General features: G+C 74.3%; 18 protein-coding genes. 11 read left to right on the top strand and 7 right to left on the bottom strand.

All coding sequences use genetic code 11. From position 1 onward, the window contains the following. The first annotated feature begins 122 nt into the window (after window positions 1-122). From J5Y04_RS15450 to J5Y04_RS15430, 5 genes are all read left to right on the top strand, one after another. Window positions 123-1460 (top strand): amino acid deaminase, encoded by a 1338-nt coding sequence (locus tag J5Y04_RS15450; RefSeq protein WP_307853125.1) that lies wholly within the window; start codon window positions 123-125, stop codon window positions 1458-1460. After that, window positions 1460-3088, top strand: a complete 1629-nt coding sequence (locus J5Y04_RS15445; RefSeq protein WP_209412569.1) for an amidohydrolase family protein — start codon at window positions 1460-1462, stop codon at window positions 3086-3088. The genes J5Y04_RS15450 and J5Y04_RS15445 overlap by 1 nt, the downstream gene beginning before the upstream one ends. Continuing rightward, a complete protein-coding gene (locus tag J5Y04_RS15440; RefSeq protein ID WP_245204834.1) occupies window positions 3085-3732 on the top strand; it encodes a bifunctional 4-hydroxy-2-oxoglutarate aldolase/2-dehydro-3-deoxy-phosphogluconate aldolase in 648 nt (215 codons plus the stop codon). Before J5Y04_RS15445 ends, J5Y04_RS15440 begins: the two co-directional genes overlap by 4 nt. A 218-nt stretch (window positions 3733-3950) precedes the next feature. Continuing rightward, entirely contained in the window at window positions 3951-5573 is a 1623-nt protein-coding gene (locus J5Y04_RS15435; RefSeq protein ID WP_209412568.1) for an alpha-amylase family glycosyl hydrolase, read from the top strand. Window positions 5574-5890: 317 nt separating this feature from the next. Further along, entirely contained in the window at window positions 5891-6976 is a 1086-nt protein-coding gene (locus tag J5Y04_RS15430) for a hypothetical protein (RefSeq protein ID WP_209412567.1), read from the top strand. 107 nt (window positions 6977-7083) lie between these two features. Here J5Y04_RS15430 and J5Y04_RS15425 read toward each other — a convergent pair whose 3' ends face one another. The 3 genes from J5Y04_RS15425 to J5Y04_RS15415 all read right to left on the bottom strand — a co-directional run bounded on the left by J5Y04_RS15425 (window position 7084) and on the right by J5Y04_RS15415 (window position 11047). Beyond that, a complete protein-coding gene (locus J5Y04_RS15425; RefSeq protein WP_209412566.1) occupies window positions 7084-8256 on the bottom strand; it encodes an acyl-CoA dehydrogenase family protein in 1173 nt (390 codons plus the stop codon). Next, window positions 8253-9356 (bottom strand): CoA transferase, encoded by a 1104-nt coding sequence (locus J5Y04_RS15420; RefSeq protein ID WP_307853134.1) that lies wholly within the window; start codon window positions 9354-9356, stop codon window positions 8253-8255. The genes J5Y04_RS15425 and J5Y04_RS15420 overlap by 4 nt, the downstream gene beginning before the upstream one ends. Before the next feature lie 155 nt (window positions 9357-9511). Next, window positions 9512-11047: an aldehyde dehydrogenase gene (locus tag J5Y04_RS15415; protein WP_209412564.1), complete on the bottom strand. Its 1536-nt coding sequence runs from the start codon at window positions 11045-11047 to the stop codon at window positions 9512-9514. Window positions 11048-11511: 464 nt separating this feature from the next. Here J5Y04_RS15415 and J5Y04_RS15410 point away from each other — a divergent pair, with 464 nt between their 5' ends. Beyond that, on the top strand, window positions 11512-12477 hold the full coding sequence (locus J5Y04_RS15410) for a hypothetical protein (RefSeq protein ID WP_209412563.1): 966 nt from the start codon (window positions 11512-11514) through the stop codon (window positions 12475-12477). Window positions 12478-12645: 168 nt separating this feature from the next. Here the strand turns inward: J5Y04_RS15410 and J5Y04_RS15405 are convergent, their stop codons facing one another. Further along, window positions 12646-14184 carry a PucR family transcriptional regulator gene (locus J5Y04_RS15405; RefSeq protein ID WP_209412562.1) on the bottom strand — a complete coding sequence of 513 codons (1539 nt, stop codon included), beginning with the start codon at window positions 14182-14184 and terminating at the stop codon, window positions 12646-12648. 469 nt (window positions 14185-14653) lie between these two features. Between J5Y04_RS15405 and J5Y04_RS15400 the strand changes: the two genes are divergently transcribed. Continuing rightward, window positions 14654-15451 carry a FadR/GntR family transcriptional regulator gene (locus J5Y04_RS15400; RefSeq protein ID WP_209412561.1) on the top strand — a complete coding sequence of 266 codons (798 nt, stop codon included), beginning with the start codon at window positions 14654-14656 and terminating at the stop codon, window positions 15449-15451. Window positions 15452-16023: 572 nt separating this feature from the next. On the opposite strand, the gene J5Y04_RS15395 is transcribed toward J5Y04_RS15400, so the two are convergent. Next, window positions 16024-16752, bottom strand: coding sequence for a ferric iron reductase (locus J5Y04_RS15395; RefSeq protein ID WP_209412560.1), 729 nt, complete (start codon window positions 16750-16752; stop codon window positions 16024-16026). Continuing rightward, a complete protein-coding gene (locus tag J5Y04_RS15390; RefSeq protein ID WP_209412559.1) occupies window positions 16749-16919 on the bottom strand; it encodes a hypothetical protein in 171 nt (56 codons plus the stop codon). Before J5Y04_RS15390 ends, J5Y04_RS15395 begins: the two co-directional genes overlap by 4 nt. Before the next feature lie 794 nt (window positions 16920-17713). Here J5Y04_RS15390 and J5Y04_RS42880 point away from each other — a divergent pair. From J5Y04_RS42880 to J5Y04_RS15375, 3 genes are all read left to right on the top strand, one after another. Next, window positions 17714-19030, top strand: coding sequence for a sensor histidine kinase (locus J5Y04_RS42880; RefSeq protein WP_209412558.1), 1317 nt, complete (start codon window positions 17714-17716; stop codon window positions 19028-19030). Between the two features lie 763 nt (window positions 19031-19793). Next, window positions 19794-20228: a hypothetical protein gene (locus J5Y04_RS15380; protein WP_245204833.1), complete on the top strand. Its 435-nt coding sequence runs from the start codon at window positions 19794-19796 to the stop codon at window positions 20226-20228. Between the two features lie 162 nt (window positions 20229-20390). Continuing rightward, window positions 20391-21110, top strand: coding sequence for a response regulator (locus J5Y04_RS15375; RefSeq protein ID WP_374106031.1), 720 nt, complete (start codon window positions 20391-20393; stop codon window positions 21108-21110). Window positions 21111-21480: 370 nt separating this feature from the next. Here J5Y04_RS15375 and J5Y04_RS15370 read toward each other — a convergent pair whose 3' ends face one another. Then, complete coding sequence (locus J5Y04_RS15370) at window positions 21481-23307, bottom strand: helix-hairpin-helix domain-containing protein (RefSeq protein WP_209412556.1); 1827 nt, start codon at window positions 23305-23307, stop codon at window positions 21481-21483. 644 nt (window positions 23308-23951) lie between these two features. Here J5Y04_RS15370 and J5Y04_RS15365 point away from each other — a divergent pair. Then, entirely contained in the window at window positions 23952-24578 is a 627-nt protein-coding gene (locus J5Y04_RS15365) for a hypothetical protein (protein WP_209412555.1), read from the top strand. The last annotated feature ends 130 nt before the right edge of the window (window positions 24579-24708 follow it).

Raw genomic sequence — 24708 nt, 5'->3', positions numbered from 1 at the left:
GCTCCTCGCGTGCTGCGGCCGGCCGTTCCGTTGACCTTGGTCCGGCGCCGATGCTAGAACCGTGATGCCAGCATGTGCAACCCTCATTGCACATGTTGCAACCTGGCAGATGGAGGAAGATCGTGGACCGGACCGTGGACCAGACCAACGCAGGCGCAGCCGCCGGCACCTTCGCGAGCGCCGGCACCGGGCCGGCGATCGACACCGGCAAGGTGGCGGCCCTCGCCGACGAGGTGCTCGACTGGCGGTTCAAGGCGCTGCCGCCCGCCGCCTGGGGCCTCAGCGCCCGCGACTACCTCGCCACCGGGCCCACCCTCGCGGGGCTCGGCACCCCGCTGCTGACCCTGGACGCCGCCGCCGTCGGCCACAACGTCCGGACCATGGCCGACTGGTGCGCCAAGGCCGGCGTCGCCCTCGCCCCGCACGGCAAGACGACGATGGCGCCGGCGCTCTGGCAGGCGCAGCTCGACGCCGGCAGCCACGGCATCACGCTGGCCAACCTGCCGCAGGTCCGCGTCGCGCGGGCGTTCGGCGTGCAGCGGATCCTGCTCGCCAACACCCTGCTCGACCCGGCCGGGCTCGGCTGGCTCGCCGCCGAACTGACCGCCGACCCCGGGTTCGCCTTCGTCTCCTGGGTCGACTCCGCCGAGAGCGCCCGGCTGATGGACGAGGCGCTGCGGGCGGCCGGCGCCGAACGCCCGGTCGAGGTGCTGGTCGAACTCGGCGGCCCCGGCGGGCGCACCGGCGCCCGGGGCGTCGACGCGGCGGTCGAGGTCGCCGCCGCGGTGCTGCGCGCGCCCACCCTGCGGCTGGCCGGCATCGGCGGGTACGAGGGCGCGCTGGCCCACGACGCCGGCGCGGAAGGGCTGGCGACCGTCCGCGGCTACCTGCGGGACCTCGCCGAGCTGCACCGGCGGCTCGCCACCGCCTACTCCGACGCCGCCGCGCCGCTGGTCACCGCCGGCGGCAGCGCCTACTTCGATCTGGTGACGGAGGAGTTGAACGCCCTCCCGGACGCCTTCGTGGTCCTCCGCTCGGGCGCGTACATCGCCCACGACGACGGCTTCTACCGCGGGATCTCGCCGCTCGTGCGCGGCGCGGGCGACGCGCCGTTCCGCGGCGCGCTGCACGGCTGGGCCCAGGTGGTCTCCCGGCCGGAGCCGCAACTCGCCCTGCTGGACGCCGGCAAGCGCGACCTGCCGTTCGACGAGGGCATGCCCGAGCCGCAACTGGTCCGGGGCGGCGCCGATCTGACCGGTACGGCGGCCCGGATCACCGCCCTCAACGACCAGCACGCCTTCCTCCGCGACGCCGGCGACCTCGCCCCGGTCGGCGCCGTGCTGCGGCTCGGCATCTCGCACCCCTGCACCGCCTTCGACAAGTGGACGTTGATCCCGGTGCTGGACGACGCCTCCGCGGCCGAGCCGAAGGTCACCGGCCTGGTCAGGACGTTCTTCTGATGGAGGCCGGCCCTCCGGCGGACGCCGGCCCGCTCGTGTTCAAGGGCGCCACCGTCGTCGACGGCACCGGCGCCGACCGGTACCGGGCCGACGTCCGGGTCGACCACGGGCTGATCACCGGGATCGGCCGAGGCCTCGGCGCCGTACGGGAGGTGGACGCCGACGGGTTGGTGCTCGCCCCCGGGTTCATCGACATGCACGCCCACTCCGACCTCGCCCTGCTGCTCGAACCCGAGCACCCGGCCAAGGTCACCCAGGGCGTCACCTGCGAGGTCCTCGGCCAGGACGGCCTGTCGTACGCGCCGGTCGACGACATCACGCTGCCCGCGCTGCGCCGCCAGATCGCCGGCTGGAACGGGGACCCGGAGGGCTTCGACTGGGACTGGCGCACGGTCGGGGAGTACCTGGACCGTCTCGACCGGACGGGCGTCGGGGTCAACGCCTGCTACCTGGTCCCGCACGGCTCGCTGCGGATGCTCGCCGTGGGCTGGGAGAACCGGGCGCCGCGACCGGCCGAACTCGACCGGATGCGCGCACTGTTGGCGGAGGGGCTGCGGCAGGGTGCGGTCGGGATGTCGAGCGGCCTCACCTACACGCCGGGGATGTACGCCGGAACCGCCGAACTGGTCGAGCTCTGCCGGGTGGTCGCGCAGTACGGCGGCTTCCACGCGCCGCACCAACGCTCCTACGGGGCGGGGGCATTGGAGGGCTACGCCGAAATGGTGGAGATCGCCCGGCGGTCCGGCTGCCCGGTCCACCTGACCCACGCCACCATGAACTTCGGCGTCAACCAGGGGCGGGCCGGCGAACTGCTCGACCTGGTCGACCGGGCACTCGCCGACGGCGTCGACCTCACCCTGGACAGCTACCCGTACCTGCCCGGGTCCACCACCCTGGCCGCCCTGCTGCCCGGCTGGGCCACCGAGGGCGGCCCGCGGGCGACCCTGGCCCGGCTCGGTGAGCCGGACGCGTGCGAGCGCATCCGGTACGAGGTGGAGGAGAAGGGCAGCGACGGCTGTCACGGGGTCGTCACCGACTGGGCGACCATCCAGCTCTCCGGCGTCCGGGACCCGGCGCTGGCGGGTGCCGTCGGGCGGACCGTCGCCGAACTCGCCGCCGAGCAGGGCCGGAGCGGGACGGAGGTCTTCCTCGACCTGCTGCGCCGGGACGAACTGGCCACCACCATCCTCCAGCACGTCGGCCACGAGGAGAACGTCCGGGCGATCATGCGCCACCGCGCGCACACCGTGGGCAGCGACGGCCTGCTGGTCGGCGCCCGGCCGCACCCCCGCGCCTGGGGCACCTTCCCCCGGTATCTGGCGCGCTACAGCCGGGAGTCGGGTGTGCTCACGCTGGAGGAGGCGGTCGCCCGGATGACCGGCCGTCCCGCCGCCCGGCTCGGTCTCGACCGGCGCGGCCTGATCGCCCCCGGCCACCACGCCGACCTGGTGCTCTTCGACCCCGGGACGGTCCGCGACACCGCCACCTTCGAACAACCCCGGCAGCCCGCCGCAGGCATCGAGCACGTCTACGTCAACGGCACCGCCGTCGTCCGGCAGGGCCGAACCACGGGCGCCCGGCCCGGGCGCGCCCTGCGCCGAACCGATCGAGGGACCCGAGCCGCATGAACCCCACGCCTTCCGTCCTCGCCCGCATGCGCGCCGTGCTGGCCTCCTCGCCCGTCATCGCGGTGGTCCGCGCCCCCCGCATACCGGATGCGGTCGCGCTCTGTGCCGCGCTCGCCGAGGGAGGCATCAACCTGACCGAATTCACCTACACCACACCGGATGTGACGGACCATCTGCAACGCGCCGCGCGGAAGGGCTGGCGGGTCGGGGTCGGCACCGTGCTGACGGCGGAGCAGGCCGAGCGGGCGCTCGCCGTCGGTGCCTCGTTCCTGGTCACCCCCGGGCTCCGGCCCGAGGTGGCGGAGTGCGCGCACACCGCCAGGATGCCCGTGGTGCTCGGCGCGCTCACGCCGACCGAGGTGCTCCAGGCCACCGAACTCGGCGCCGCCGCGGTCAAGATCTTCCCGGCCCGGGCGTTCGGCCCCGGCTACTTCAAGGACCTCCGCGGCCCGTACCCCGACGTCCCGCTGGTCGCCTCCGGCGGCGTCAACGCGGGCAGCGCCGGTGAGTTCCTGGCGCACGGCGCGGCCGCGGTGTGCGCCGGGACGGACGTGGTGGCGCCGGACGTCGTGGCGGCCGGCGACTGGGCCGAGATCACCCGCCGGGCGAAGGCGTTCACCGAGGCGTGCGGGGCGCGGGGCTGACGGTGGCCGGCCCGGCCGGCCGGCGGCTGGGCGGCCGGGTGCGGTGGCCGGTGGTTGGTGGTCGGTGGCCGGGTGCGGCGGGCGGTGGTCGGTGGTTGGGCGTCGGGCGCCTGGGCCGGCGGGTCGGGCCCGAGTGGGTACGTGGGCTGTCGGGACGGCCGGGATTGGACGAGAATCGGTGCCCCCGGCCCCCGGTACCCGGCAGGAGGATCCATCCCATGACCTCGACCCGCCCCGGCCCCGACTGGCTCGCCGACGCAGTCCTCTACCAGATCTACCCGCAGACGTTCGCCGACTCCGACGGCGACGGCGTCGGGGATTTCGCGGGCATCGCCGAGCACCTCGACCACCTCGCCTGGCTCGGCGTCGACACGGTCTGGCTCAACCCCTGTTTCGCCTCGCCGTTCCGCGACGCCGGCTACGACATCAGCGACTACCTCGCGCCTGCCCCGCGCTACGGCGCCACCGAGGACTTCGCGGCGCTCGTCGAGGCGGCGGGCCGCCGGGGCATCCGGCTCCTCCTCGACCTGGTCGCCGGCCACACCTCCGACCGCCACCCGTGGTTCGTGGCCGCCGCCGAGGACCCGTCCGACCACCGCTACATCTGGTCCGACCGCCCGGCCGACGGCTTCGTCGCCTCGCCCGGCAGCCGGCCCGGCTGGTACCGGCCGAACTTCTTCGACTGCCAGCCCGCGCTCAACTTCGGCTACGCGCGCACCCGTTCCGACCAGCCCTGGCGTCAGCCGGTCGACGCCGAAGGCCCGCGCGCCAACCGCGCCGCACTGCGCGAGATCATGGCGCACTGGCTCGGCCTCGGCGTGGCCGGCTTCCGCGTGGACATGGCCTCCTCGCTGGTCAAGGACGACCCGGGGTTCACCGAGACGGCCAAGCTCTGGACCGGGCTGCGCGACTGGCTCGACCGCGCCCACCCGCAGGCCGCCCTGTTCGCCGAGTGGGGTGACCCGGCGACCGCCGTCGCGGCCGGCTTCCACGCCGACTTCTTCCTCCAGTTCGGCGGCGCCGACCGCGGCCTGCCGCTGCGCTCGCTCTGGAACAACAACGCCGGCACGGTGGAGGAGTACTGGAAGCAGGGTCCCTGCTACTTCGAGGCCGAGGGCCGCGGCACCCCGCAGGTCTTCCTGGATGCCTGGCGCTCCGCCGCCGAACTCACCGAGGGCGCCGGGTACATCGCCCTCCCCACCGCCAACCACGACTTCTCCCGGCTGGCCACCGGCCCGCGCACCGCCGAGCAGCTCGCCCCCGCCTTCGCCCTCCTGTTCACCTGGCCCACCCTGCCCGCCGTCTACTACGGCGACGAGATCGGCATGCGGTACGTGCCGGGCCTGCCCGACGTCGAGGGCAGCGTGCTCGGCCCGCGCTACAACCGGGCCGGCTCGCGCACCCCGATGCAGTGGGCGCCCGGGCCGAACGCCGGTTTCTCCAGCGCCCCGGCCGAGCGGCTGTACCTGCCCGTCGACCCCGACCCGCGCCGCCCCGACGTCGCCACCCAGCGGGCCGACCCGACCTCGCTGCTGCACACCGTCCGCCGTCTCATCGCGCTGCGCCGGGCCCACCCGGGGCTGGGGGCCGAGGGCGCGGTGGACGTCCGGCACGCCGGGTATCCGATGGTGTACACCCGGGCGGGCCGGTACCTGGTGGCCGTCAACCCGCGGCGGGAGCCGGGCACGGTACCGCTCGGGCCGCCCGCGGCGCTGCTCGGGCCGGGTGCGGCGGGGGCCGGGCCGGTCGTCGCGCGGCCGCTGGAGGTGCACGGGGTGCGGGTGACGGACGGGGAGCTGCGGGCGGAGGGCTTCTCGTACGGGGTGTTCGAGCTGGGGTGATGCCGTTCCGGGGTGATGTCGTTCGAGGGTGACGGCGCCCGGGGTGACGGCGCCCTGGGGGCCCGACGTGGGCTGACGATGTCCCGGCGGGCTCCTGTCCCGGGCTGACGATGTCCCGGCGGGCTCCTGTCCCGGGCTGACAGCGTCCTGGTGCCGCCCCGGGCCGACGGCGATGCGGCGGTTGCGGCTCCTGTGGCTCCCCGTGGTCCCCCTGGGTCCCCGTGGTTCTCTCCGAACCCAAACTGGTTGTACACTGCATCTAGATAGTTGCATTTACCACTCTTGTGGATCCAGTACCGGAGGACGGAACGAACGCCATGAGCACACCCCGGACCACCGCCGCAGCGCCCGCCCTGGGGCACTCGCTCAAGCACCTCGCCATCCACCTGATCACCCCGCTGCTGATGTGCCTCGGGATGGCCCTCGCCTACCAGGGCGCCTTCCACCAGCCCGAGCCCAACCACCTGAAGGTCGCCGTCGTCGGCACCACCCCGCAGGCGCAGGGCCTTGCGGACGCCGTCCGGGCCAAGGCGGGCCCGGCGCTCGACGTCAGCACGCTGCCCAGTCGTGACGCCGCCGAGCAGCAGCTGCGCGAGCGCGAACTGGTCGGCGCGTTCCTGCCGGACGCCAGGAGCCCCGAGCTGATCGTGGCCAAGGGCGGCTCCGACACCTCCGCGATGGCGGCGGAGGCGGTGTTCCAGAACGTCACCGACAAGCAGGGCGTGCCGTTGCACGTCACCAACCTCACCGCCCTGAGCAAGGGCGACCCGACCGGGCAGGGCCTGTTCTTCCTGCTGGTCGCCCTCAGCATCGGTTCCTACGCGAGCGTCGCCGTGATCGGCGCGGCCGGTGCGGCGCTGGGCATGCGGATCCGGGCACTGGTCGGCCTGGCCGTCTCGCTCGTGGTGAGCGTGATCGGGATCGTCACCGCCGGGCCGGTCTTCCACGTCGTCGACCACCACCAGGCCGCCGTCTGGGCCCTCGGCTGGCTCTACTCGGCGGGCATCATCGCGGTCGGCATCGGCCTGCACACCTTCCTCAAGCGGTGGACCACGCTGGCGATGATGGTGCTGTTCGTGATGCTGAACTTCACCACCTCCGGTGGCATCTACCGGCCCGACCTGCAGAACGGGTTCTTCGGCGGCCTGCACTCCTTCTGGACGGGCGCCGGATTCATGGAGGGCGCGCGCAGCATCCTCTACTTCGACGGCGGCGCCGGCCTCGGCCGGCACGTGCTGACGTTGGTGCTCTGGCTGCTGCTCGGCGGCGCGGTGATGGCCGGTGCGGCCCTCCACGAGAACCGCGGGCGGGCGGCGCTGCGGCGGAAGGGCGCGGTCGAGGCCGGGGAGGAGACGGCCGAGGAGTCGGCCGAGGAGGAGATGGAGGAGGCGGTCGCGGTCTGACCGCCCTCCCGGCGAGAGCTCCACCCGGCGCCAAGGGCATCGGCGCCGGGTGGAAACCCGGCGGGCCGCGCCGGCCCCGGACAGGCCGGGCGCGGCCCGCAGTACGGCTACTTGTACGCGGCCTGCCCGGTGAGCGCCTGGCCGATGACCAGGGTGTGGATCTCGCTGGTTCCCTCGTAAGTGAGCACCGACTCCAGGTTGTTGGCGTGCCGGAGCGGCGAGTACTCCAGGGAGATCCCGTTGGCGCCGAGGATCGTCCGGCACTCGCGGGCGATGGACAGTGCCTCGCGCACGTTGTTGAGCTTGCCGACGCTGATCTGCTCGGGCCGGATCCGGCCCCCGTCCTTCAGTCGGCCGAGGTGGACGGCGAGCAGTGCGGAGTTCCCGAGCGCGACCGCCATGTCGGCCAACTTCCGCTGGGTGAGCTGGAACCCGCTGATCGGCCGGTCGAACTGGATCCGCGAATCGGCGTACCCGAGGGCGGCCTGGAGCGAGTCCCGGGCGGCGCCGACCACGCCGAACAGGATGCCGAACCGGGCCTCGTTCAGGCAGGAGAGCGGACCGCGCAGCCCCTCGGCCTCCGGCAGCCGGGCGTCGGCCGGCAACCGGACGTCGTCCAGATGGAGTTCGGACGTGACGGAGGCGCGCAGGGACATCTTCTGCTTGATGTCGCGCGTGGTGAAACCGGGAGTGCCGCGCGGGACGAGGAAGCCGCGCACGCCGTTCTCGGTGGCGGCCCAGACGGTGGCGACGTCGGCGATGCCGCCGTTGGTGATCCACATCTTGGAGCCGTTGAGCACCCAGTCGTCGCCGTCGCGCACCGCGCGGGTGCGCATCCCGGCCGGGTTGCTGCCGAAGTCCGGTTCGGTGAGGCCGAAGCAGCCGATCGCGGTGCCGGCCGCCAGTTGCGGCAGCCACTGCTGCTTCTGCTCCTCCGAGCCCCACCTCCGGATGGAGTACATCGACAGCGAGCCCTGGACCGAGACGAAGCTGCGGAAGCCGGAGTCGGCGGCCTCCAGTTCCATGCAGGCCAGCCCGTACGAGACGGCGTTGGTGCCGGCGCAGCCGTAGCCGTCCAGGTGCATCCCGAGCAGACCCAAGGCACCCAGTTCGGGGGCGAGTTCGCGGGCGAAGTGGGCGTTCTCGAACCACTCGCCGAGGTGCGGGCGGACCCGGTCGGCGAGGAACCGGGCGACGGTGTCCTGGATCTCGCGCTCCTCGTCGGTGAGGAGGGAGGAGAAGTCGATCAGGTCGAGCGGGTCGGCAAGGGGCTTGGTCATCGGGATTCCTCGTTTCGGTGGGGGAGCCGGTCGTCCAGCCAGGCGCTGAGCTCGACGGTGTGTTCGCCGAGTGCCGGCGGGCGGCGCTCGTAGCGCGGGGGCGTGCGGGAGAGGCCGATCGGGTTGGCGACCAGGTCGAGCGGTTCGCCGTCCGGGCCGGGCAGAGAGGCGCGCGGCTCCAGGCCCAGGGTGTCGGCGAGTTGGAAGGCTCCGGCCAGGTCGTTGACCGGTCCGCACGGCACGCCGAGCGGCGTGAGGAGGGCGAACCACTCGGCGGCGGTCCGGTGCCGGAGACGGTCGGTGAGTTCGGCGGCCAGCGCGTCGATGTGCGCGACACGCTCGGGGTTGGTGGCGAACCGGGCGTCGGCGGCGAGCTCCGGTGCCTCCAACCCCCGGCAGAGTGAGGCGAACTGGCGGTCGTTGCCGACGGCGATCACCAGCGGCCGGTCGGCGGCGGTGAACACCTCGTACGGCGCGATCGACGGATGGCGGTTGCCGAGGATGCCCGGCACCACGCCGGCCAGGGTGTACCCGGCGGACTGGTTGACCAGGCTGGAGAGCAGCGTGGAGAGGAGGTTGACCTCCACCAGCTGGCCCTCACCGGTGGCGTCCCGCTCGCGCAGCGCTGCCAGCACCCCGACGGCGGCGTGCAGTCCGGTCAGGACGTCCACCAGGGCCACCCCGGTCTTCACCGGCACGCCCGGCGCCGGGCCGGTCACGCTCATCAGCCCGCCGACGGCCTGCACCAGCAGGTCGTACCCCGGCAGTGCGGCACCCGCACCGGGCCCGAAGCCGGTCACCGAGCAGTAGACGAGCCGGGGGTTGAGGGCACGGGCCTCCTGGTGTCCGAGGCCGTGCTTCGCCATCGTGCCGGGCCGGAAGTTCTCCACCAAGACATCAGCCCGGCGGATCAGTTCGACCGCACGGGCGTGGTCGGCGGGGTCGCGCAGGTCGAGGGCGATCGAGCGCTTGTTGCGGTTGACGGAGAGGAAGTAGGTGGCCTCGCCCTGTGCGTGGGGCGGGCCCCAGGCGCGGGTGTCGTCCCCGGTACCCGGCTGCTCGACCTTGACCACGTCCGCACCCAGGTCGGCGAGGAGCATCGTGGCGTACGGGGCGGCGAGGACGCGGCCGAAGTCGGCCACCAGGACGCCGGCGAGGGGGAGGGCTGCCTGGCCTGCCGGTGCGGCCGGGGTCGTCGGTGCGGTAGGGGTGTCCGGTCCGGTCGGGGTTTCGGGTGCTGTGGTGCGCTGCGGATTCACCGGGCACCCCCGGCGGAGGCGCGTACGTACACCGTCCGGGTGGTGGTGAAGAACTCCCGGGCGGCGCTCCCCTGTTCCCTCGGCCCGTAGCCGGACCGTCCGGCCCCGCCGAACGGGCCGTGCGGATCGGCGCCCGCCGTCTCGGAGTTGATGTGCAGCACGCCCACGTCCAACGTGTCGATCGCGGCGGCCACGTTGTGCAGGTCGTTCGTGAAGACGGCGGCGGCCAGGCCGAACGCGCTGTCGTTGACGAGTCGGAGCGCCTCCCGGTCGTCCCGCGCGCGGCGGACGACCAGGACCGGGCCGAACAACTCCTCGCGCCAGAGCGGGTCGTCGTGCCAGAGCGGTTCGTCCCCGGTCAACTCGACGACCGTGGGCGGGAGATAGGCGCCCGAGGCGAGTGGGCCACCGTACGGGCGGCCGCCCGTCAACACCTCGGCACCCGGGCGGGCCGCGGCGGCGTCCACCGCGTGCTGGAGCTCGTCGCGCGCCTGGAGCGAGACGACCGGGCCCATGTCGGTGGACGGCTCCAGCGGATCGCCGACCCGCAGTGCTGCCGCCCGGTCCACCACGCGGGCGATCAGCTCGTCCGCCACCGCGTCCGCGACGATCAGCCCCGAGGTCGCCGTGCACTTCTGCCCCGCCGAACGGAACGCCCCGGCCACCACCTCGGCGGCGGCCAGGCCGAGATCGGCGTCCGCGAGCACGGCCGCCGCGTTCTTGCCACCCAGCTCCGTCTGCACCGGTCGGGCCAGCGTGCCGCACGAGGCGATCAGGGCCCGCCCGACGGCCGTCGAGCCGGTGAAGGTGACCGCGTCCACCCCCGGGTGGCCCGCCAGTCGAGCCCCCAACTCGCCGTCCCCGTGGAGCAGTCCCAGCACCCCGCGCGGCAGTCCGGCCTCGACCAGGGTCTCGGCGAGCCGCTGCGCCAGCAGGGGCACCAGGCCGGACGGCTTCCACACGACGGTGTTGCCGAATCCCAGCGCCGGCCCGATCTTCCACGCGGGGACGGCGATCGGGAAGTTGAACGGCGTCACCGCCGCGACCACGCCGACCGGCCGGTGCAGCACCTGGATCTGCTCGCCCGGGCGCGGGGAGGCGAACACCTCTCCGGCCGGCCGTGACGCCTCACCCGCGCAGTAACGGAAGACCTCCGCGGTCCGGCGGACCTCCCCGACGCCCTCGGCCCGGGTCTTGCCCTCCTCCCGGGCCAGCTCCTCGCCGTACCACTCGGCCCGTCGGTCCAGCAGCGCGGCCGCGTGCGCCAGGACGCCGGCACGGCCGTGGTGCGGCGTCGCCGCCCACCCGGGGAAGGCCTCGCGGGCCGCTGCCACCGCATCGTCCAGATCCCGTGCCTGCGCGAGCCGGCCGGTGGCCACCACCTCCTTCGGCCGTGCCGGGTTGACCGAGAGCAGCTCCCGCCCGCCACCCGCGCGCCAGCGTCCGCCGACCAACTGGCGCAGCCGCTCCACCGGCGGGCTCGGCCGCTTCGCCCGTGGGGCGGCGGGCGCCGTCCCTGCTCCCTGCTCCATGAGGGCCATGGCTCTCCCTGTCGCTCGCCCGGCTTCACCGCCGGGCCTGTCCGCTGGGGTGCGGATCATTCTGGGCGGCAGGAGCCGGTGACGCAGTGGACGGGATGTCCTGCGAAGCGGTGCGTCGGCTGGACGTTTCGTCGGGCGGACGATTCGTGAGGTGCCTTCGGACGCGGTGGCGGCGCGTACTCGCCCGGAGAGGGGTCACCCGGACAGGGGCGGCCCGCCCGGGGGATCTGCCGGGGCACGGCGGTCCGGTGCGGATGACGGCGGTGGCGGGCGTGTTCTGCTGGCAGCTGCGCGTCCGGCGCGGCCTGCTTCGGGGCGCCGGCTTCGAGGTCCGTCGCCGGTTTCGAGGCCCGGTTTCGAGGTCCGTCGCCGGGTTCGAGGTCGGTTTCGAGGCTGCATCGCGGTTCGACGTGCGGTTCGACATGCGGTTCGACTTCGAGTTCGAGGAGCCCTCCATGACCCGCCCTCCCCGCCACCTCACCGGCCTGCTCGGCACGGCCGTCGCGGCCTCCGCAGCCCTCGGCCTGCTTGCCGCGACTCCCGCCGTGGCCGTGGCACCGCCGCTCTCCCAGCCGCGGATCATCGCCCACTTCGACCTGGCCCAGGGACTCCAGCCGGAGAACATCGCGCTCGAACCCGACGGCTCCGCCGACCTCAGCTTCTCCTTCGCACGCCAGATCGGCCGGGTCGACACCGCCGGGAACCTCACCGTCCTCGCCACCCTCCCCGCTCCCGCGAATCCCGCCACGCCACTGCTGGGCGCGGCCGTCGTCTCCGGTATCGTCCGCGCCCACGACGGCACCCTCTACTTCGCCTACGCCACCGGTACCGAGGACCTCACCGGCATCTGGCGGCTCTGCCCCGGCGGCACCCCCGAGCGCATCTCCGCCTTCCCCGCCGACAGCCTCCCCAACGGCCTCGCCCTCGACGAGCGCGAAGGCCGGCTCTACTCGGCCGACTCGGCCCTCGGCGTGGTGCGGATCGTCCCCGTGGAGGGCGGGGACCCGGTGGTCTGGTCCGACGACGCCCTGCTCAAGCCTACCGGCGGGTTCGGCGCCAACGGTCTCAAGGTGCACCACCACGCCGTCTGGGTCGGCAACACCGACACCGGCAACCTGCTGCGCATTCCGATCCGGCACGGCGGCTCCGCCGGCCCGGCCGATATCCGCGCCACCGGGCTCGGTGGCCTCGACGACTTCGCCTTCGTCGGCCACGGTGACAACCTGATCGCCGCCCTCAACCCTGCCAGCGAGGCCGTCCTCATCGCGGAGGACGGCACCCACCACACGGTGCTGACCCAGCAGGACGGTCTCTCCAACCCGACCGCGGTGGCCGTCCGCGGCGACACCGTCTACGTCCCGAGCGCGGCCTTCGTCACCCGTACCGACCCGAACCTGCTCCTGGCGACGTTGGATCGGTAGCGGGTAGCGGGCAGAGGGCGCGAGCGGTGCCGGCCCGGGCGGCTCAGCCCGGGCCGGCGGGTTCGTGGAGCGGCGCCGGTGGCCACCGGCCCCGGCGCGGCAGCCCTCGGCCGGGCACCGGGATGCCGATCTCGGAGGCCCTGGCCGCCCTGGCGACGGGCAGCGCTCCTACTCCCCCGGCCAGGCGGTGAGGGCGAGCAGCAGTTCGGCGCGCACGTGCGCGGAGTCCAGGTCGACGGCGAGCAGGGTGCGAGCCTTGTCGAGGCGCCCGCGCAGGGTGTGGCGGTGGATGCCGAGTGCGGTGGCGGCCGACTCCCAGTGGCCGTGGTGCTCCAGGAAGGTACGCAGGGAGAGGAGCAACTCGCTGCCGTGGGTGCGGTCGTGGGCGGCGAGCGGGCCGAGCCGGGTCTGCGCGAGGCCGGCCAGGACGGCCCGGGTGTCTGGATCGGCGATCAGCACCTGGCCGGCCAGGGACTCGTAGTCGACGAGTTCCTCTCTCCGGGCCGGGCCGAGGGCCGCGGCGTTGAGCGCCTCGCGCAGGGCGCCCCCAGCGTCGGCCGGGGCATGGACGGCGGAGAGCCCGGCCCAGGGGCGCGGGCGCAGGCGGGCGGCCGCGCCCCCGGCCAGGGCCCGTGCCGCGCCCGGGTCGTCGCCCGGCAACAGGACGACCGCACAGCCCTCGCGCACCGCGCCGAACAGTGGCAGCCCGCGGGCGGCGAGGTCCTCGGCGGCGGCGTCCAGCACCCGCCGGGGCGTACTGCCGCGCAGCGCGAGCACCCGGACGCCGGCCTGGGACGGGAACCCGGCCTCGGTGAGGTGCTCGCGGGCCGCGGCGGGGGTGAGCGCGCCGTCCAGCAGCAGGCCGAGGACCAGGCCGTGGACGCGGTGCTGTTCGTCGCGCAGGCGCAGCGGCTTCTCCGCCTCCAGGGCGAGCAGGGAGGCGGCGTGGCCGAGCAGCAGGTGGTCGACGGGGGTGGGGGAGTGGTCGGTGACCAGTACCAGTCGGCCGTGCGGCCGCAGGCCGAGCCGGACCTGCTGGACGGTCACCGTCCTGTGCGGTGAGGCGCTGACCGCGCTCGCCGCCCGGGTGCGCAGCATGCCGGCCGGTCCCCGTTCGCCGGTGTCGGCGAGCAGACCAGGGGCCAGGTCGGCGGCCTCGGCCGGGTGGGCGGCGAGCAGCTGGCCGTCGTCGGTGAGCAGCAGCACGCCGGCCTCCGCCGCGGAGGCCAGTTCGCGGACCACGGCACGGGCTCCGCCGCGCAGTGCTGCCCGGGTCATCCGGGGCTGGCTGCGCGAGGCCCGGACCACGCCTTCGTACTGGAGCTCGGCGAGCCGTTCCATCAGCGCCTTGGTGATGGCCACGAACGGTGTGGGGAGCGGGACTTCGAGCAGGACCAGGCCGGTGGCACGGGCGTTCTCCACCAGGGCGGGCGGCACTCGGGGGTGGGAGAGGCCGACGCCGAGGCCGAGTGCGGCGACGCCGGCCGCCACCAGTCGGCGGACGTACGCGGCGGCGCCGTCCGCGTCCTCCGGCGAGAGCCGCAGGCCGGTGGTGAGGACGAGTTCGCCGCCGCTCAACCAGGGGGTCGGATCGGCGAGTTCGATGCTGTGGGCCCAGGTGACCGGCCGGTCCAGGTCGCCCTGGCCGGCCAGTACCCGCAGACCGAGGTCGCGCCGCTGCACGAGCCATCGGACCGGGACGCTCAACGTGGTCTCCTTCGGATCGCTTTGGTGGCGGTGGTGCTGGCGGTACCGGTGGTGCTGACGGTGGCTGTGGCGCTGGCGGTGGCGAGGGAGGCCGCGAAGAGTGTGCAGGCGCCGGCGGCTGGGGAGAGATAGGTGAACCCACGGGAGAGGTCGGTCCGGAGGTTCATGTCGCTCTTGAACGCGGAGGTGCAGCCGAGGGCGGCGAGGCGTTCGGCATCGCGTCGGCGTCGGGGTCGGGGTCGGCGTCGGGGTCGGCGTCCGCACCGGTCGGGAGGGGTGGTGGGGTGTGGGGGGAGTGGCACGTGCGCTGGCATCGGTCATGACCGCCTCCTGGGATCGTGACGTGACGCTCGGGGTGAGGGTGCGGGAAAACATACGAGACTGAGTTTCCAGCGGCAAGGGCGTACCGCCGTTTGCGTTGTACCCTGCCGGAAACACTCAGCAGGACGGTGATCGGGGAGGGCCCGCCATGACCAGCACCGGGAGTACGACCCCGCTGCTCAGCGCCGTCCTCGCCCCGCTCACCGACCTCGGCCGGGCCGACGCCGTCGCACGCCGGATCACCGAGGCCATCGCCCTCGGCCTGGTGGCCGACGGTGACCAACTGCCCAGCGAGAACGATCTCGCCGATCAGCTCGGCGTCGCCAACGGCACCCTCCGCGAGGCGCTCGCCCTGCTCCGCGACGCCGGGCTGATCGAGACCCGGCGCGGCCGCAACGGCGGCAGCTTCGTCCGCACCCCGGCGGAGGGATCGGACCGCCTCCAGCTCGCCCGCCTGCGCGAACTCGGCACCGTCGAGCTGCGCGACCTGGGGGACGAGGAGTTGGCCGTCGCCGGCACCGCCGCCCGGCTCGCCGCCGAACGCGCGCCCGCCGACCTCGCCGACCGGCTCACCCGGTTGGTCACCGCGCTGCGGGACGCTCGCACTCCCGCCGAACTGCGCCGCGCCGATGCCCGCTTCCACATCGAACTCGCCGTCGCCGCCCAGTCGGTGCGCCTCACCCAGCTCGCCGTCCGCCTGCAGGCCGAACTCGGGCCACTGCTCTGGTTGCCGGCGCCCTACGCGCCCGACCAGGAGCGGTTCGCCGACCAGCACCGGGAGATCCTGGTCGCCGTGGTCGCCGGGGACGGGCCCGGCGCCCGGGCGGCGGCGGAGGCGCACACCGTCGCGTGCGTGCACCATCTGGTGCGGGGGCACCTGGAGCTGACGGGCGCTGCGGGGCCCTCCCGGCCGGCGCCGCCGGCCTTCCTCCCGGAGCGCTCATGACCGGTATCGGCTGACCGGTAGCAGCCCGAATCCACGGGCCGGGCACGTTCGCCGTGCGGGGCGGGGGCGGGGGCGGGGCGGGGGCGTGGGGCGTGGCCCGCACGTGGACCTCCACGGCTCCAACCGGTACCGGCTCTGCTTCGCCCGCCCCCTGGCAGCGGGCCTCGGACAGACCGGTTTCGCGGGCGGCGTGGTGGCCGCCGATGTGCCACTCGCCGGGTTGGAACGGCGGTTCGTCCCACCGCTGCGTGCCCTCGCCGGCGACGCAGCCGTCGTCAACGCCGAGGGCCGGGTGCCCGCCGTCGACACCCCCGTCGTGGCCCGGTCGGCACGTTCGCCCGCGTCCTGGTCGCGGAAGGCGGGTCGGGCGGAGCGGCGCCGGTGCCGTCGGCGGCGGTGGATCGGGCGGTCGTCCAGGGCAGCTGCTTGACCTTTATTGCCGGATGTATTTCCTGGGCAAGGGGTCGGTTGGTTGGGGTGCGGGGCTGGGGTGGTTGGGGTGTTCATGGCGGAGGAGTGGGTCGCGGACAGCCTGGCGACGATCCCCCGTCGGACGGGCGGTGGTGGGGCGCTCAGGTACGGCGGGGTGGCCGGGTGAAGCAGCAGTCGCCGCAGACGCCCGCGCCCGGGCCGACGCGGTAGTAGAGGCAGCAGCTGTTCCGCCGGAAGGCGCTGCCGTCCAAGGTCCCGGTGCCGGCCAGCGGCGCCCGGTCGAGCAGTCGTGCGACCAGCGTCCGGGCCCGGCCGGGAGTCGTTCGGGGCCCGAGCATGCGCAGCGCCCCGGCGAGTGCGGACGCGGCGTTGCCCTGGAGCAGCCGCTCCGACAGCGGCACGGTGGCCCGGACGGCGGCGCCTAGCGGCGCCAACTGGCCCTGGACGAGCGCCCGGTGGAGGTGCTCGGCGAGGGCCTCGTCGTCCGCGACCCGCGCGCTCCGCGGTTCGGGCGCGTACGGGGTCCAGAGGTCGATCGGCCCCTGGTCCGGCACCCGTACGTACGCGCGGTCGGGCTCCAACGCGGGGACCGTGCCCAGCAGGACGGCCGCGCCGAGGCTCACCGAGCAGAACCGGGCGGCCAGCCCGAGGTGCAGGATCGAGGCCGCCACGCGCGGTTCGGCGGTCCCGAGCCGTCGCGCGACCTCCCGGACCCGTGCGGCGAGCGGCGAGTCCGGCCCCGCCGCGTAGAGCTCGCGCAGCGGTCGGTAGCCGGCAGGCGGCGTGTCGGAGGACGCGGCGGCGGCGTCCAGCGCGAAGTACGGTCCGACGGCGGCGAGTCGGCGGTAGTCGGGCGCGGCGGCGGTCATCGGGCGGCCGACGTGGAGGTGGTGGGCGCGACGGTGGGGGCGGGCACCGCGGTGGGGGCGGGCGCTGCGCAGGCCCGCCGTCGGCTGTTGCCGGGGACGGGCGGGGCGCTCTCGACCGGTGGCGTGTGGCGGGCGGGACGGCCGGCGGGCGGGCGGACGTCGGTCATGCGGGCGTTCCTCTGGATCGGGTCGGCGGTCGGGGGGTCGGTCCGTACGGCGGAGTTGCCGTTGGCGCTCCCCGGGAACGGTACCGCGCCCTGGCAGTCCGTGATCGGTACGCCGACGGCTCCCGGGAGATGCCTCCGGATGGTCGGCACGAGCCGCAGCGCCCGTCCGGCCAAGGCTGTTGGCGCGGTCGTGGCGGCGGCGATCCGGCTCGCCACCGCCGGCCCCGCCGACCCCGCCGGTCGGTGGCCCGTAGGTCCGCTGCGGGGCGACGGGCAGCGCCGCACGCCGCTTCCGGTTCGGGACCGATGCGAGGGGCAACGACGGCAGCTGCACCTACCCGGTCGGCCGGTTCGGACCCGACGCCCTGCGCGCGCTCAAGGCGTTCCAGCCCTACGGGAACCTGCAGCCGGACGGGGTCGTCGGCCCCGACAGCGGCACCCCTGGTCCACGGCCTCGGAGAGGAAGCTGCTCCACAGGCAGCACTCCACGTGCCGACCGCACGGCGGCACGACCTGACGGCGGCGTGGTGGCATTGATGAACGGGCGACGAGGACCGGTCCGTGCTCTGGCGGTCTGCCACGACTCCTTCTGTGGCGGGGACCGGGCCGATCCCGGGGAATGCCGGGCCCGAGACGCATCGCGCGACCCCCGTAGGCTCGGGCGCATGCGTACCGAAACCCCGGCGTCGGACGGCCGGTTCACCTCTGCCGCGCATCCTCATCCTGACCCGGCTTCATCGGCTCCGTCGGCTTCGTCGGCTCCGTCGGTTCTCCCGGCCCGAGCGACGGGCGGCTTGGCGGTACGGCTCCGCCGGCCGCTGAGCGTCGTCGCGGTGCTCGGTGTGCTGGCGCCGGTGGTGTTGGCTCACCCGGGGCAGCGGGCGGCCGCGTTGCTCCTCGCCGCCATGTCGGCGTTCGCGGCGGCGGTGGCCGTCCTGCCGTGGCCGTTCCGCCGGGTGACGTTGGCGGGGGCGACGGGACTGGCCGCGATCGCCTCGCTGGCGCTGGACGTTGGTTACTCCGGCCCGTACCGGCTCGCCGCGTTCTGGCTGCCCTTCGAGTGGCTCGCCCTGCTGGTGCTGCTTGGACGGGCGGCGCGGCGGGTGCCCGGTCGGTGGGCGGGGCCGGTGGGGGCACTGGTCGGCCTGGCCGTGCTGCTGGTGCCGCTGCGCTTCGCCCTCCGGGTTCCCGAGGGCGGCTGGACCGGTTCGCTGATCGTCACGCTGCTCTCGTTGCTCCCGGCGGTCGGCGTGGCCGGAGCCGGCCTCTACCTGCGGGCCCTGGACGCCCGCCGGGAGCGCGCGGTCGCCGGCGCCCGTCGGGAGCAGCGACTCGAAGTGGCCCGCGGGCTGCACGACTTCGTCGCCCACGAGATCACCGGCATCGTCCTGGAGGCGCAGGCCGGCCAGCTGCCCGGCCTGGATGCGGCGGAGACGGGCGACCTGTTGCGTCGGCTGGAGGAGGCAGGACTGCGGGCGCTGGACTCGATGGACGCGATGGTGGGAGCGCTGCGCGACCCGCAGGCCGACGAGGTGGGGGAAGGCCGTGCCGTCGGGGCCACCCGGGTCCACGGGCTGGCCGACCTGGCGGAACTGGTCGGGCGCTTCTCGGGGACCGGTTCGACCCGGGCCAGCGTCGAGCTGGCGCCGGAGGGCGCCGGGTTGTTGTCGCGCGACGCCGAGGCGACCGCGTACGCCGTCGTCCTGGAGGGGCTGACCAATGTGCGGCGGCACGCGCCCGGTGCGGGGGAGGTGGTCGTGCGGGTGGCGGTGGTGGACCGTCCGGAGGGGCGGGGTGGGGTGGGAGAGTCCGGTGGTTCGGGTGATGCCGGTGGTTCGGCGGGGAGAAGTGGTCCGGAGGGGCGGGGTGGGTCGGCGGGTCGGGGTGGTCCGGATGGGTCGGTGGTCCGGGTGGTGGAGGTGTCGGTGACGGACGACGGCGGGCGGGGGCGCGCGCCAGGCCCGAGGGGCCTGTGGCGGCGACTGCCGGGCAGCGGCGGCACCGGGCTGGCGGGGATGGCGGAGCGGGTGGCCGCCCACGGCGGGACGCTCGGCGCGGGCCCGCACCAGCCGTCGGGTTGGCGGATCACCTGTGAGCTGCCGGTGCGCTAGCCGCCGCATCAGGCGGCCTTTGCCCCGAGGACTGTCTCCACGGCCCGGCAACGTGGGGGAACACACTGGCCGACCGGTTGAGGCAGGACCTTGAGGGCGTTGCGGAGGTCGGGCAACGGGACGACGGTTGGTTCCGGGATGTCGCGGTCCGCCCTCGGCATGTGGGTCCGCTCGGCTTCACCTGGCTGTGGCAGGGAGACTCCGCAGCCATCGTCCTCGGGGTCGAAGCAGGTGGTGTGAGCCGGGAACCCGGCCGGTCCGTGGAAGAACTGGATCTGGTGGAGGCAATCATCGACGCCCTCCTGACGGGCAGCGCCACGGCCGTCTCCGCCCCGGGCCGATGCGAGGTGACGGTGCCCCGTGGCGACGGCCGCAAGGAGGTGCAGGGCAACCGCGGCTTCCCGTCCGGCTTGTCTGCCCCTTCCCGGGGGCGCGCTGGGGACGATGTGTTGACTACGGGCAGTACAGGCCGTACGGGGCGGTACGCGCCGTCAGCAGATCGGCCCGGCCAGTGACCGACGGACCCTGTTTCCTTCCCTGCCCGACTGCGGAGAGCACGCCACTCGGACGGCCGGTGGGGTGGCCCGTTCGGCAGGGGTCGGCAGCGGAAGTGGGGCTGAACGGGACGAAATCGAGGCCGGATATCTGCCGAACGGCAGATGGCAGGGCGAAGCGGAACGGGCAAGCTCGTAGCCGTAGCCGTAGCCGTAGCCGTAGCCGTAGCCGTAGCCGTCATCGTCGTTCGCGTTGGAGGAGCCACCCCATGACCACCACACCGGCCGTGCCGGACACGCCTGCTCGTCGAGCGTCCCTTCGTCGGGTGGTTGCCGCCGTGGCCGCGCTGGTCGCGTTTGCCGCGCTGGTCACCGTCACCGGCTGTGCGAAGGCCGACGAAGCCGCGCCGGAGGACAGGACCTTCGGCTACAGCGGTACCACGCTCAACGTGGTCTCCCGTCACCACGTCCCGACGGATCTGGTGGCGACGGACCGTCAGGACGTCAAGGTCACGCGCTGGTTCAAGGCAGAGGTCCTGGGCAAGCAGAGGAGCGAGTGGGTGCTGGACGGCGACACCCTCACGCTGGAGGCGAGTTGCAGCGGCGTCTCCAACTGCGACGCCCGGTTCAGGGTCGAAGTCCCGCCGCACATAACCGTGCTGCGCGACGGCCGGGCGACGGAGCTCACGGGCAAGGCCGCCTGAACCGGCGCGCGGCTCATGGCGGGCCCGGCGGAGCGTGCGAGACTGCTCCCCGTGACGAGTCCTCATCCGGAGCACGGTCCGAACGATCCGGTGCCCTCCGCGGTGCCTGCCATGGTGTCCGGTACGGCACCTGTCGCTGCGCCCGGTACGGTCACCGCTGCCGTGTCTGCCGCCGCGTCCGCCACGGTGGCCGGCGCCGAGCCGCTCGGGGCCGGCCCGGCCCGCATCCGCACGCTGATCGCGGACGACCAGGAGGCGGTCCGCCGGAGCGTCCGGCGGATCCTTGAGGCCCAGCCCGACATCACCGTGGTCGGCGAGGCGGCCGACGGCGTCGCCGCACTCGAACTCGCGGGGCAGCTGCGCCCGGACGTCGCACTGGTCGACATCCGGATGCCCCGGATGGACGGCCTGGAGCTGACCCGGCGGTTGGCCGGACCGGGTGCCGTCACGCCGGTGCGGGTGGTGGTGCTGACCACCTTCGACCTGGACGAGTACGTCTACCCGGCTCTTCAGCACGGCGCGTCGGGCTTCCTGCTGAAGCGTTCCGGTCCGGCGCTGCTGGCCGAGGCGGTCCGGGCGGCGGCGAGCGGCGAGAGCCTGATCAGCCCGTCCGTCACGGTCCGGTTGTTGAAGCACGTGACGGCGCCCCGGCGCCCGGAGAGCCGTCGTGCCCCCGTGGTGCCGCTCACCGAACGGGAGGTGGAGATCGCCGGCCACGTCGCGGCGGGCCGTACCAACGCCGACATCGCCGCCGAGCTGTTCATCTCACCGGGCACCGTGAAGACGCATGTCGCCAGCATCCAGCGCAAGCTGGGCGTGCAGAACCGCGTCGGCATCGCCGTGCACGCCTGGGAGATGGGGTACGCGGTCCCGACCGCGTAGCGGTGTCCGCCGCACGGACCTCGCCGTGTACGGCCAGTCCGGTCCCGTCCGGTGCAGTACGGCCAGTCCAGTGCAGTACAGCCAGTGCGGTGTACGGCCAGTGCGATGCGGGCACGCGGAACCTGCGAGGCGGGGGTGGCCTCCGGACGTCACGTCCTCCGGCCTAACAGTTCGATCGTCGACCGAGGTACCAGCGGCAGACCCTGATCCGTCTCGATCTGTCGCCACTGCCTCCTGCGGTCGAACTCCCTCATCTACCTCGCAGGTCCACCTCCATGATGCTCCTCCCACGTCGGTTGCACCAGGGTTTTCCACCGTGAACTCGGGCAAACTTCACAGGTCGGATGCGAGGTGGAAGAGGGGTCCGCCGCTACCGCAGCGCGTCCTTGCGCAGGAACCGCTTCAGCCGTTGCCACGGCCAGGTGTTGATCACGTCCTCGGTGGTCAGCCAGGCGCGCTGGGCCGTGCCGATCCCGTACCGCGGGTAGGCGAGGTGACCGGTGGCGTGGGCGTCGCTGTCGATCGAGAACTTCACGCCGTACCGCTTCGCCCGCAGCACGTCCTCGTCGCGCAGGTCGAGCCGCTGCGGTGAGCTGTTGATCTCGATCGCAGTGCCGGTGCGGGCGGCGGCCTCGAAGACGGCGTCCAGGTCGACGTCGATCGGCCCCCGCCGGCCGATCCGGCGGGTGGTGAGGTGGCCGATGACGTGGACGTGCGGGTTCTCGCAGGCCCGGATCAGCCGACGGGTCTGGGTCGCCCGGTCCGCGCCGAAGTGCGAGTGGACTGAGGCGACGCAGACGTCGAAGCCGGCCAGGAACTCGGCGGCCCAGTCGACCCCGCCGTCCGGCCCGATGTTGAGCTCGGTGCCGTGCAGCAGGCGCATCTTCCTGTGCCGCCCGGCGAGTTCGCGCAGCTGTTCACGCTGGGCGAGCATCTTCTCGTCGGTCATCCGCTGCATGACCAGGTCGGGTGCGTGGTCGGTCACGGCGTAGTACGCGTAGCCGCGCGCGGCCGCCGTGTCGATCATCTCCTCCAGGCCGGCGAGCCCGTCCGTGAGGTTGGTGTGGGTGTGCAGGTCGCCGCGGAGGTCGGCCTCGGTGACCAGTTCGGGCAGTTCGCCGCGGAGCGCCGCCTCGATCTCGCCCCGGTCCTCGCGCAACGGTGGTGCGATCCACGGCAGTCCGAGTGCCGCGTAGACCTCCTCCTCGGTGGCCGAGACCACGTTCGCGCCGCTCGCGCCGCTCGCGCCGCTCGCGTTCCTCTCGGCCTCCTGGGCCGCCTCCCCGGCCTCGGCGCTGTCCCCGTTCCCGGCCCTCTCCCCGTTCCCGGCGTCCGCCACCTCGAACAGCCCGTACTCGGAGAGTTTCAGGCCGGCCCGGACGGCCATGGTGCGGAGCTTGATGTTGTGCGCCTTCGAGCCGGTGAAGTACAGCAGCGCCGCGCCCCAGTCCTCCTCCGGCACCACCCGCAGGTCCACCTGGAGGCCCTTCGCCGTGCGCACCGAGGTCTTGGTCGGGCCGCGTACGATCACCTCGGCCACGTAGGGGAGTTCGGTGAGCGCGGCCATCAGCGGTGCGGAGTCCTCGGCGGTCGCGAGCACGTCGATGTCGCCGACCGTCTCGCGCATCCGGCGCAGTGAACCCGCGTACGTGCAGCGGGTGCAGCCCGGCACGGCAGAGATCGCCGCGACGACCTGCTCGGCCTGCTCGGTGGCCGCGTCGAGCAGTGTCCGCCCGCCGGACTGCCGCATCAGCTCGATGCCGTGCAGGATCTTCTCTCCGCTGCGCTCGCCGAATCCGGCCACCCCGCTCAGCCGGTCCGCGCGGATCGCGTCGGCGAGTTCATCGACCGAGGCGATGCCGAGGTCCTGGTAGAGGGCGAGGGCGCGTTTGGGGCCCACGCTGGGGACGGCCATCATCTCGCGCACGCCGGGCGGGATCGCGGCGCGCAGTGTCTCCAGGGCCTCCATCCGGCCGGTGGCGAGGTACTGGGCCACCTTCTCGGCGGTGGACTTCCCGACGCCGGGGATCTGTTGGAGGCCCTTGGCGTCCAGTCCGGCGACGTCCTGCGGGTAACCGCCCACCGCTCGGGCGGCCTTCTCGTAGGCGCGAGCCCGGAAGGCGTCCCCGCCGGTGATCGAGATCAGGTCGGCGTACTCCTGGAGCAGCTCCTGGACCTGGTCGTTGAGCCGGGTCATGGGGTCAGTCTAGGTTCGGCGGCCGGATCGGGCCGGGCGGCAGTGGGCCGCGTGCCCCGAGGGCCCTGGGCGGCTGCGGGCCGTGTGCCCCAGGGCCCCGTGCCCAGCCGCGCGACCCCGGGGCGTGTGCCCGGAAGGCCCCGGGCGCGTACCCGGAGCACACGGTCCTCGGGGGTGTGGGGCCCGCGAGGTGGATCCCCGCCCCGTCGGTCGGCCGGGACGACACCCGCCGACCGGCGGGGTGCGGTGGCCGATTTGCGCCCATGAGCCGGATTGTCACCCGGGTGGCGGAGGCGCAGGCTTGGCGGAGGGGGCCCGAAACGCGGCCCTGTCCGGCCTGCCGCGCGATCGGCGGTGGCGGCCGGTGATGCACGAGGGGCAGGGCGATGGCACGCGGGAAGCTCTGGGGCTATGTCGCGTCGGGTGCCCGGGTACTCGGTGGGTTCGGTGCGTTCGGGGGCCTCGGCGGCCCGGGCGGGTCCGGGGCGTCCGGGCACCGTGGCGGTTCCGGCCGGGACGGTGGCTCGGGTGGTGGCCGGGACGACGGGTTCGGGGGTGGTGCGGGCGGCGCCGAGGGCGCGGACGGGTTCGGCGGTGCAGGTTCCGGCTGGGCCGGTGGTCCGGGGCGGCCGCCACCCCGGGAGATGGCCGCACCGCGCCCGCTCACCCGGCCCGAGCTGGAGCGGGTGCGCTGGACCGAGCGCAGTGAGGGGTGCAGCCCGGAGGCGCAGCACGTCCAGATCGGCGAGGTCGTGCGGCGGGTGCTGCGCGGCGGCGGGCGTGCGGCAGCGGTCGCGGTGCGGATACCGGCCGGTCTGCCGGTGGTGGCCGTGGACGCCCGGCGGCTGGAGTCCGCGCTGGCCGGGCTGGTCGACCACGCGATCCGGCGCAACCCGGCGGGGGCCCGGGTGCTGGTCCGGGCCGACGCGGTGTCCGGCCGGAGGGGTTCGGGCGGCATCGGCGGCTTCGGGAGTACGCGCGGCGTGGGCGGCGGGAGCAGCACGGGGGCCGTCCGCGGTCGGGGGGCGGGGCCGGCCGGTGCGGGCGGTCCGGTGGCGGACCGGGCCCGGGTGGAGCTGCGGGTGGTGGACCGCGGACCCTGTGAACTCCCGGAGGCCCGTGAGTGGTTGCTTGCCGGGCTGCGTCCGGAGGGCCCGGTGGGTCCGGCCGGGTACGGGCTGATCCGCGCGGCCGGCGGGCGGCTGGCCGTGGAGCCGACTCCGGGCGGCGGGCTCACCGTGGTCCTGATCCTGGAGGTCGCCCGCGACTGACGGTCGCCGGGGTTCGCGACGCGGTGGTGTGCCGGGGGTTCGCGACGCGGTGGTGCGCGCGGCCGTCGGGGCTCCGAGGACCGCAAAGACTTCTTCGCAAATAACCCTTTGCGAAGAAGTCTTTGCGGTC

Source organism: Kitasatospora sp. RG8 (assembly GCF_017813315.1).
Classification (GTDB): domain Bacteria; phylum Actinomycetota; class Actinomycetes; order Streptomycetales; family Streptomycetaceae; genus Kitasatospora.
The sequence above is the reverse complement of the archived record's forward strand: the minus strand, read 5'-3'. Positions and strand labels throughout refer to the sequence as shown.

Coding starts and splice junctions, on each gene's coding strand:
- J5Y04_RS15445 (WP_209412569.1), top strand. CDS start 1,460: ATGGAGGCCGGCCCTCCGGCGGACGCCGGCCCGCTCGTGTTCAAGGGC.
- J5Y04_RS15440 (WP_245204834.1), top strand. CDS start 3,085: ATGAACCCCACGCCTTCCGTCCTCGCCCGCATGCGCGCCGTGCTGGCC.
- J5Y04_RS15435 (WP_209412568.1), top strand. CDS start 3,951: ATGACCTCGACCCGCCCCGGCCCCGACTGGCTCGCCGACGCAGTCCTC.
- J5Y04_RS15430 (WP_209412567.1), top strand. CDS start 5,891: ATGAGCACACCCCGGACCACCGCCGCAGCGCCCGCCCTGGGGCACTCG.
- J5Y04_RS15425 (WP_209412566.1), bottom strand. CDS start 8,256: ATGACCAAGCCCCTTGCCGACCCGCTCGACCTGATCGACTTCTCCTCC.
- J5Y04_RS15420 (WP_307853134.1), bottom strand. CDS start 9,356: ATGCTCCTCGCCGACCTGGGTGCGGACGTGGTCAAGGTCGAGCAGCCG.
- J5Y04_RS15415 (WP_209412564.1), bottom strand. CDS start 11,047: ATGGAGCAGGGAGCAGGGACGGCGCCCGCCGCCCCACGGGCGAAGCGG.
- J5Y04_RS15410 (WP_209412563.1), top strand. CDS start 11,512: ATGACCCGCCCTCCCCGCCACCTCACCGGCCTGCTCGGCACGGCCGTC.
- J5Y04_RS15400 (WP_209412561.1), top strand. CDS start 14,654: ATGACCAGCACCGGGAGTACGACCCCGCTGCTCAGCGCCGTCCTCGCC.
- J5Y04_RS15395 (WP_209412560.1), bottom strand. CDS start 16,752: ATGACCGCCGCCGCGCCCGACTACCGCCGACTCGCCGCCGTCGGACCG.
- J5Y04_RS15390 (WP_209412559.1), bottom strand. CDS start 16,919: ATGACCGACGTCCGCCCGCCCGCCGGCCGTCCCGCCCGCCACACGCCA.
- J5Y04_RS15380 (WP_245204833.1), top strand. CDS start 19,794: ATGACCACCACACCGGCCGTGCCGGACACGCCTGCTCGTCGAGCGTCC.
- J5Y04_RS15370 (WP_209412556.1), bottom strand. CDS start 23,307: ATGACCCGGCTCAACGACCAGGTCCAGGAGCTGCTCCAGGAGTACGCC.
- J5Y04_RS15365 (WP_209412555.1), top strand. CDS start 23,952: ATGGCCGCACCGCGCCCGCTCACCCGGCCCGAGCTGGAGCGGGTGCGC.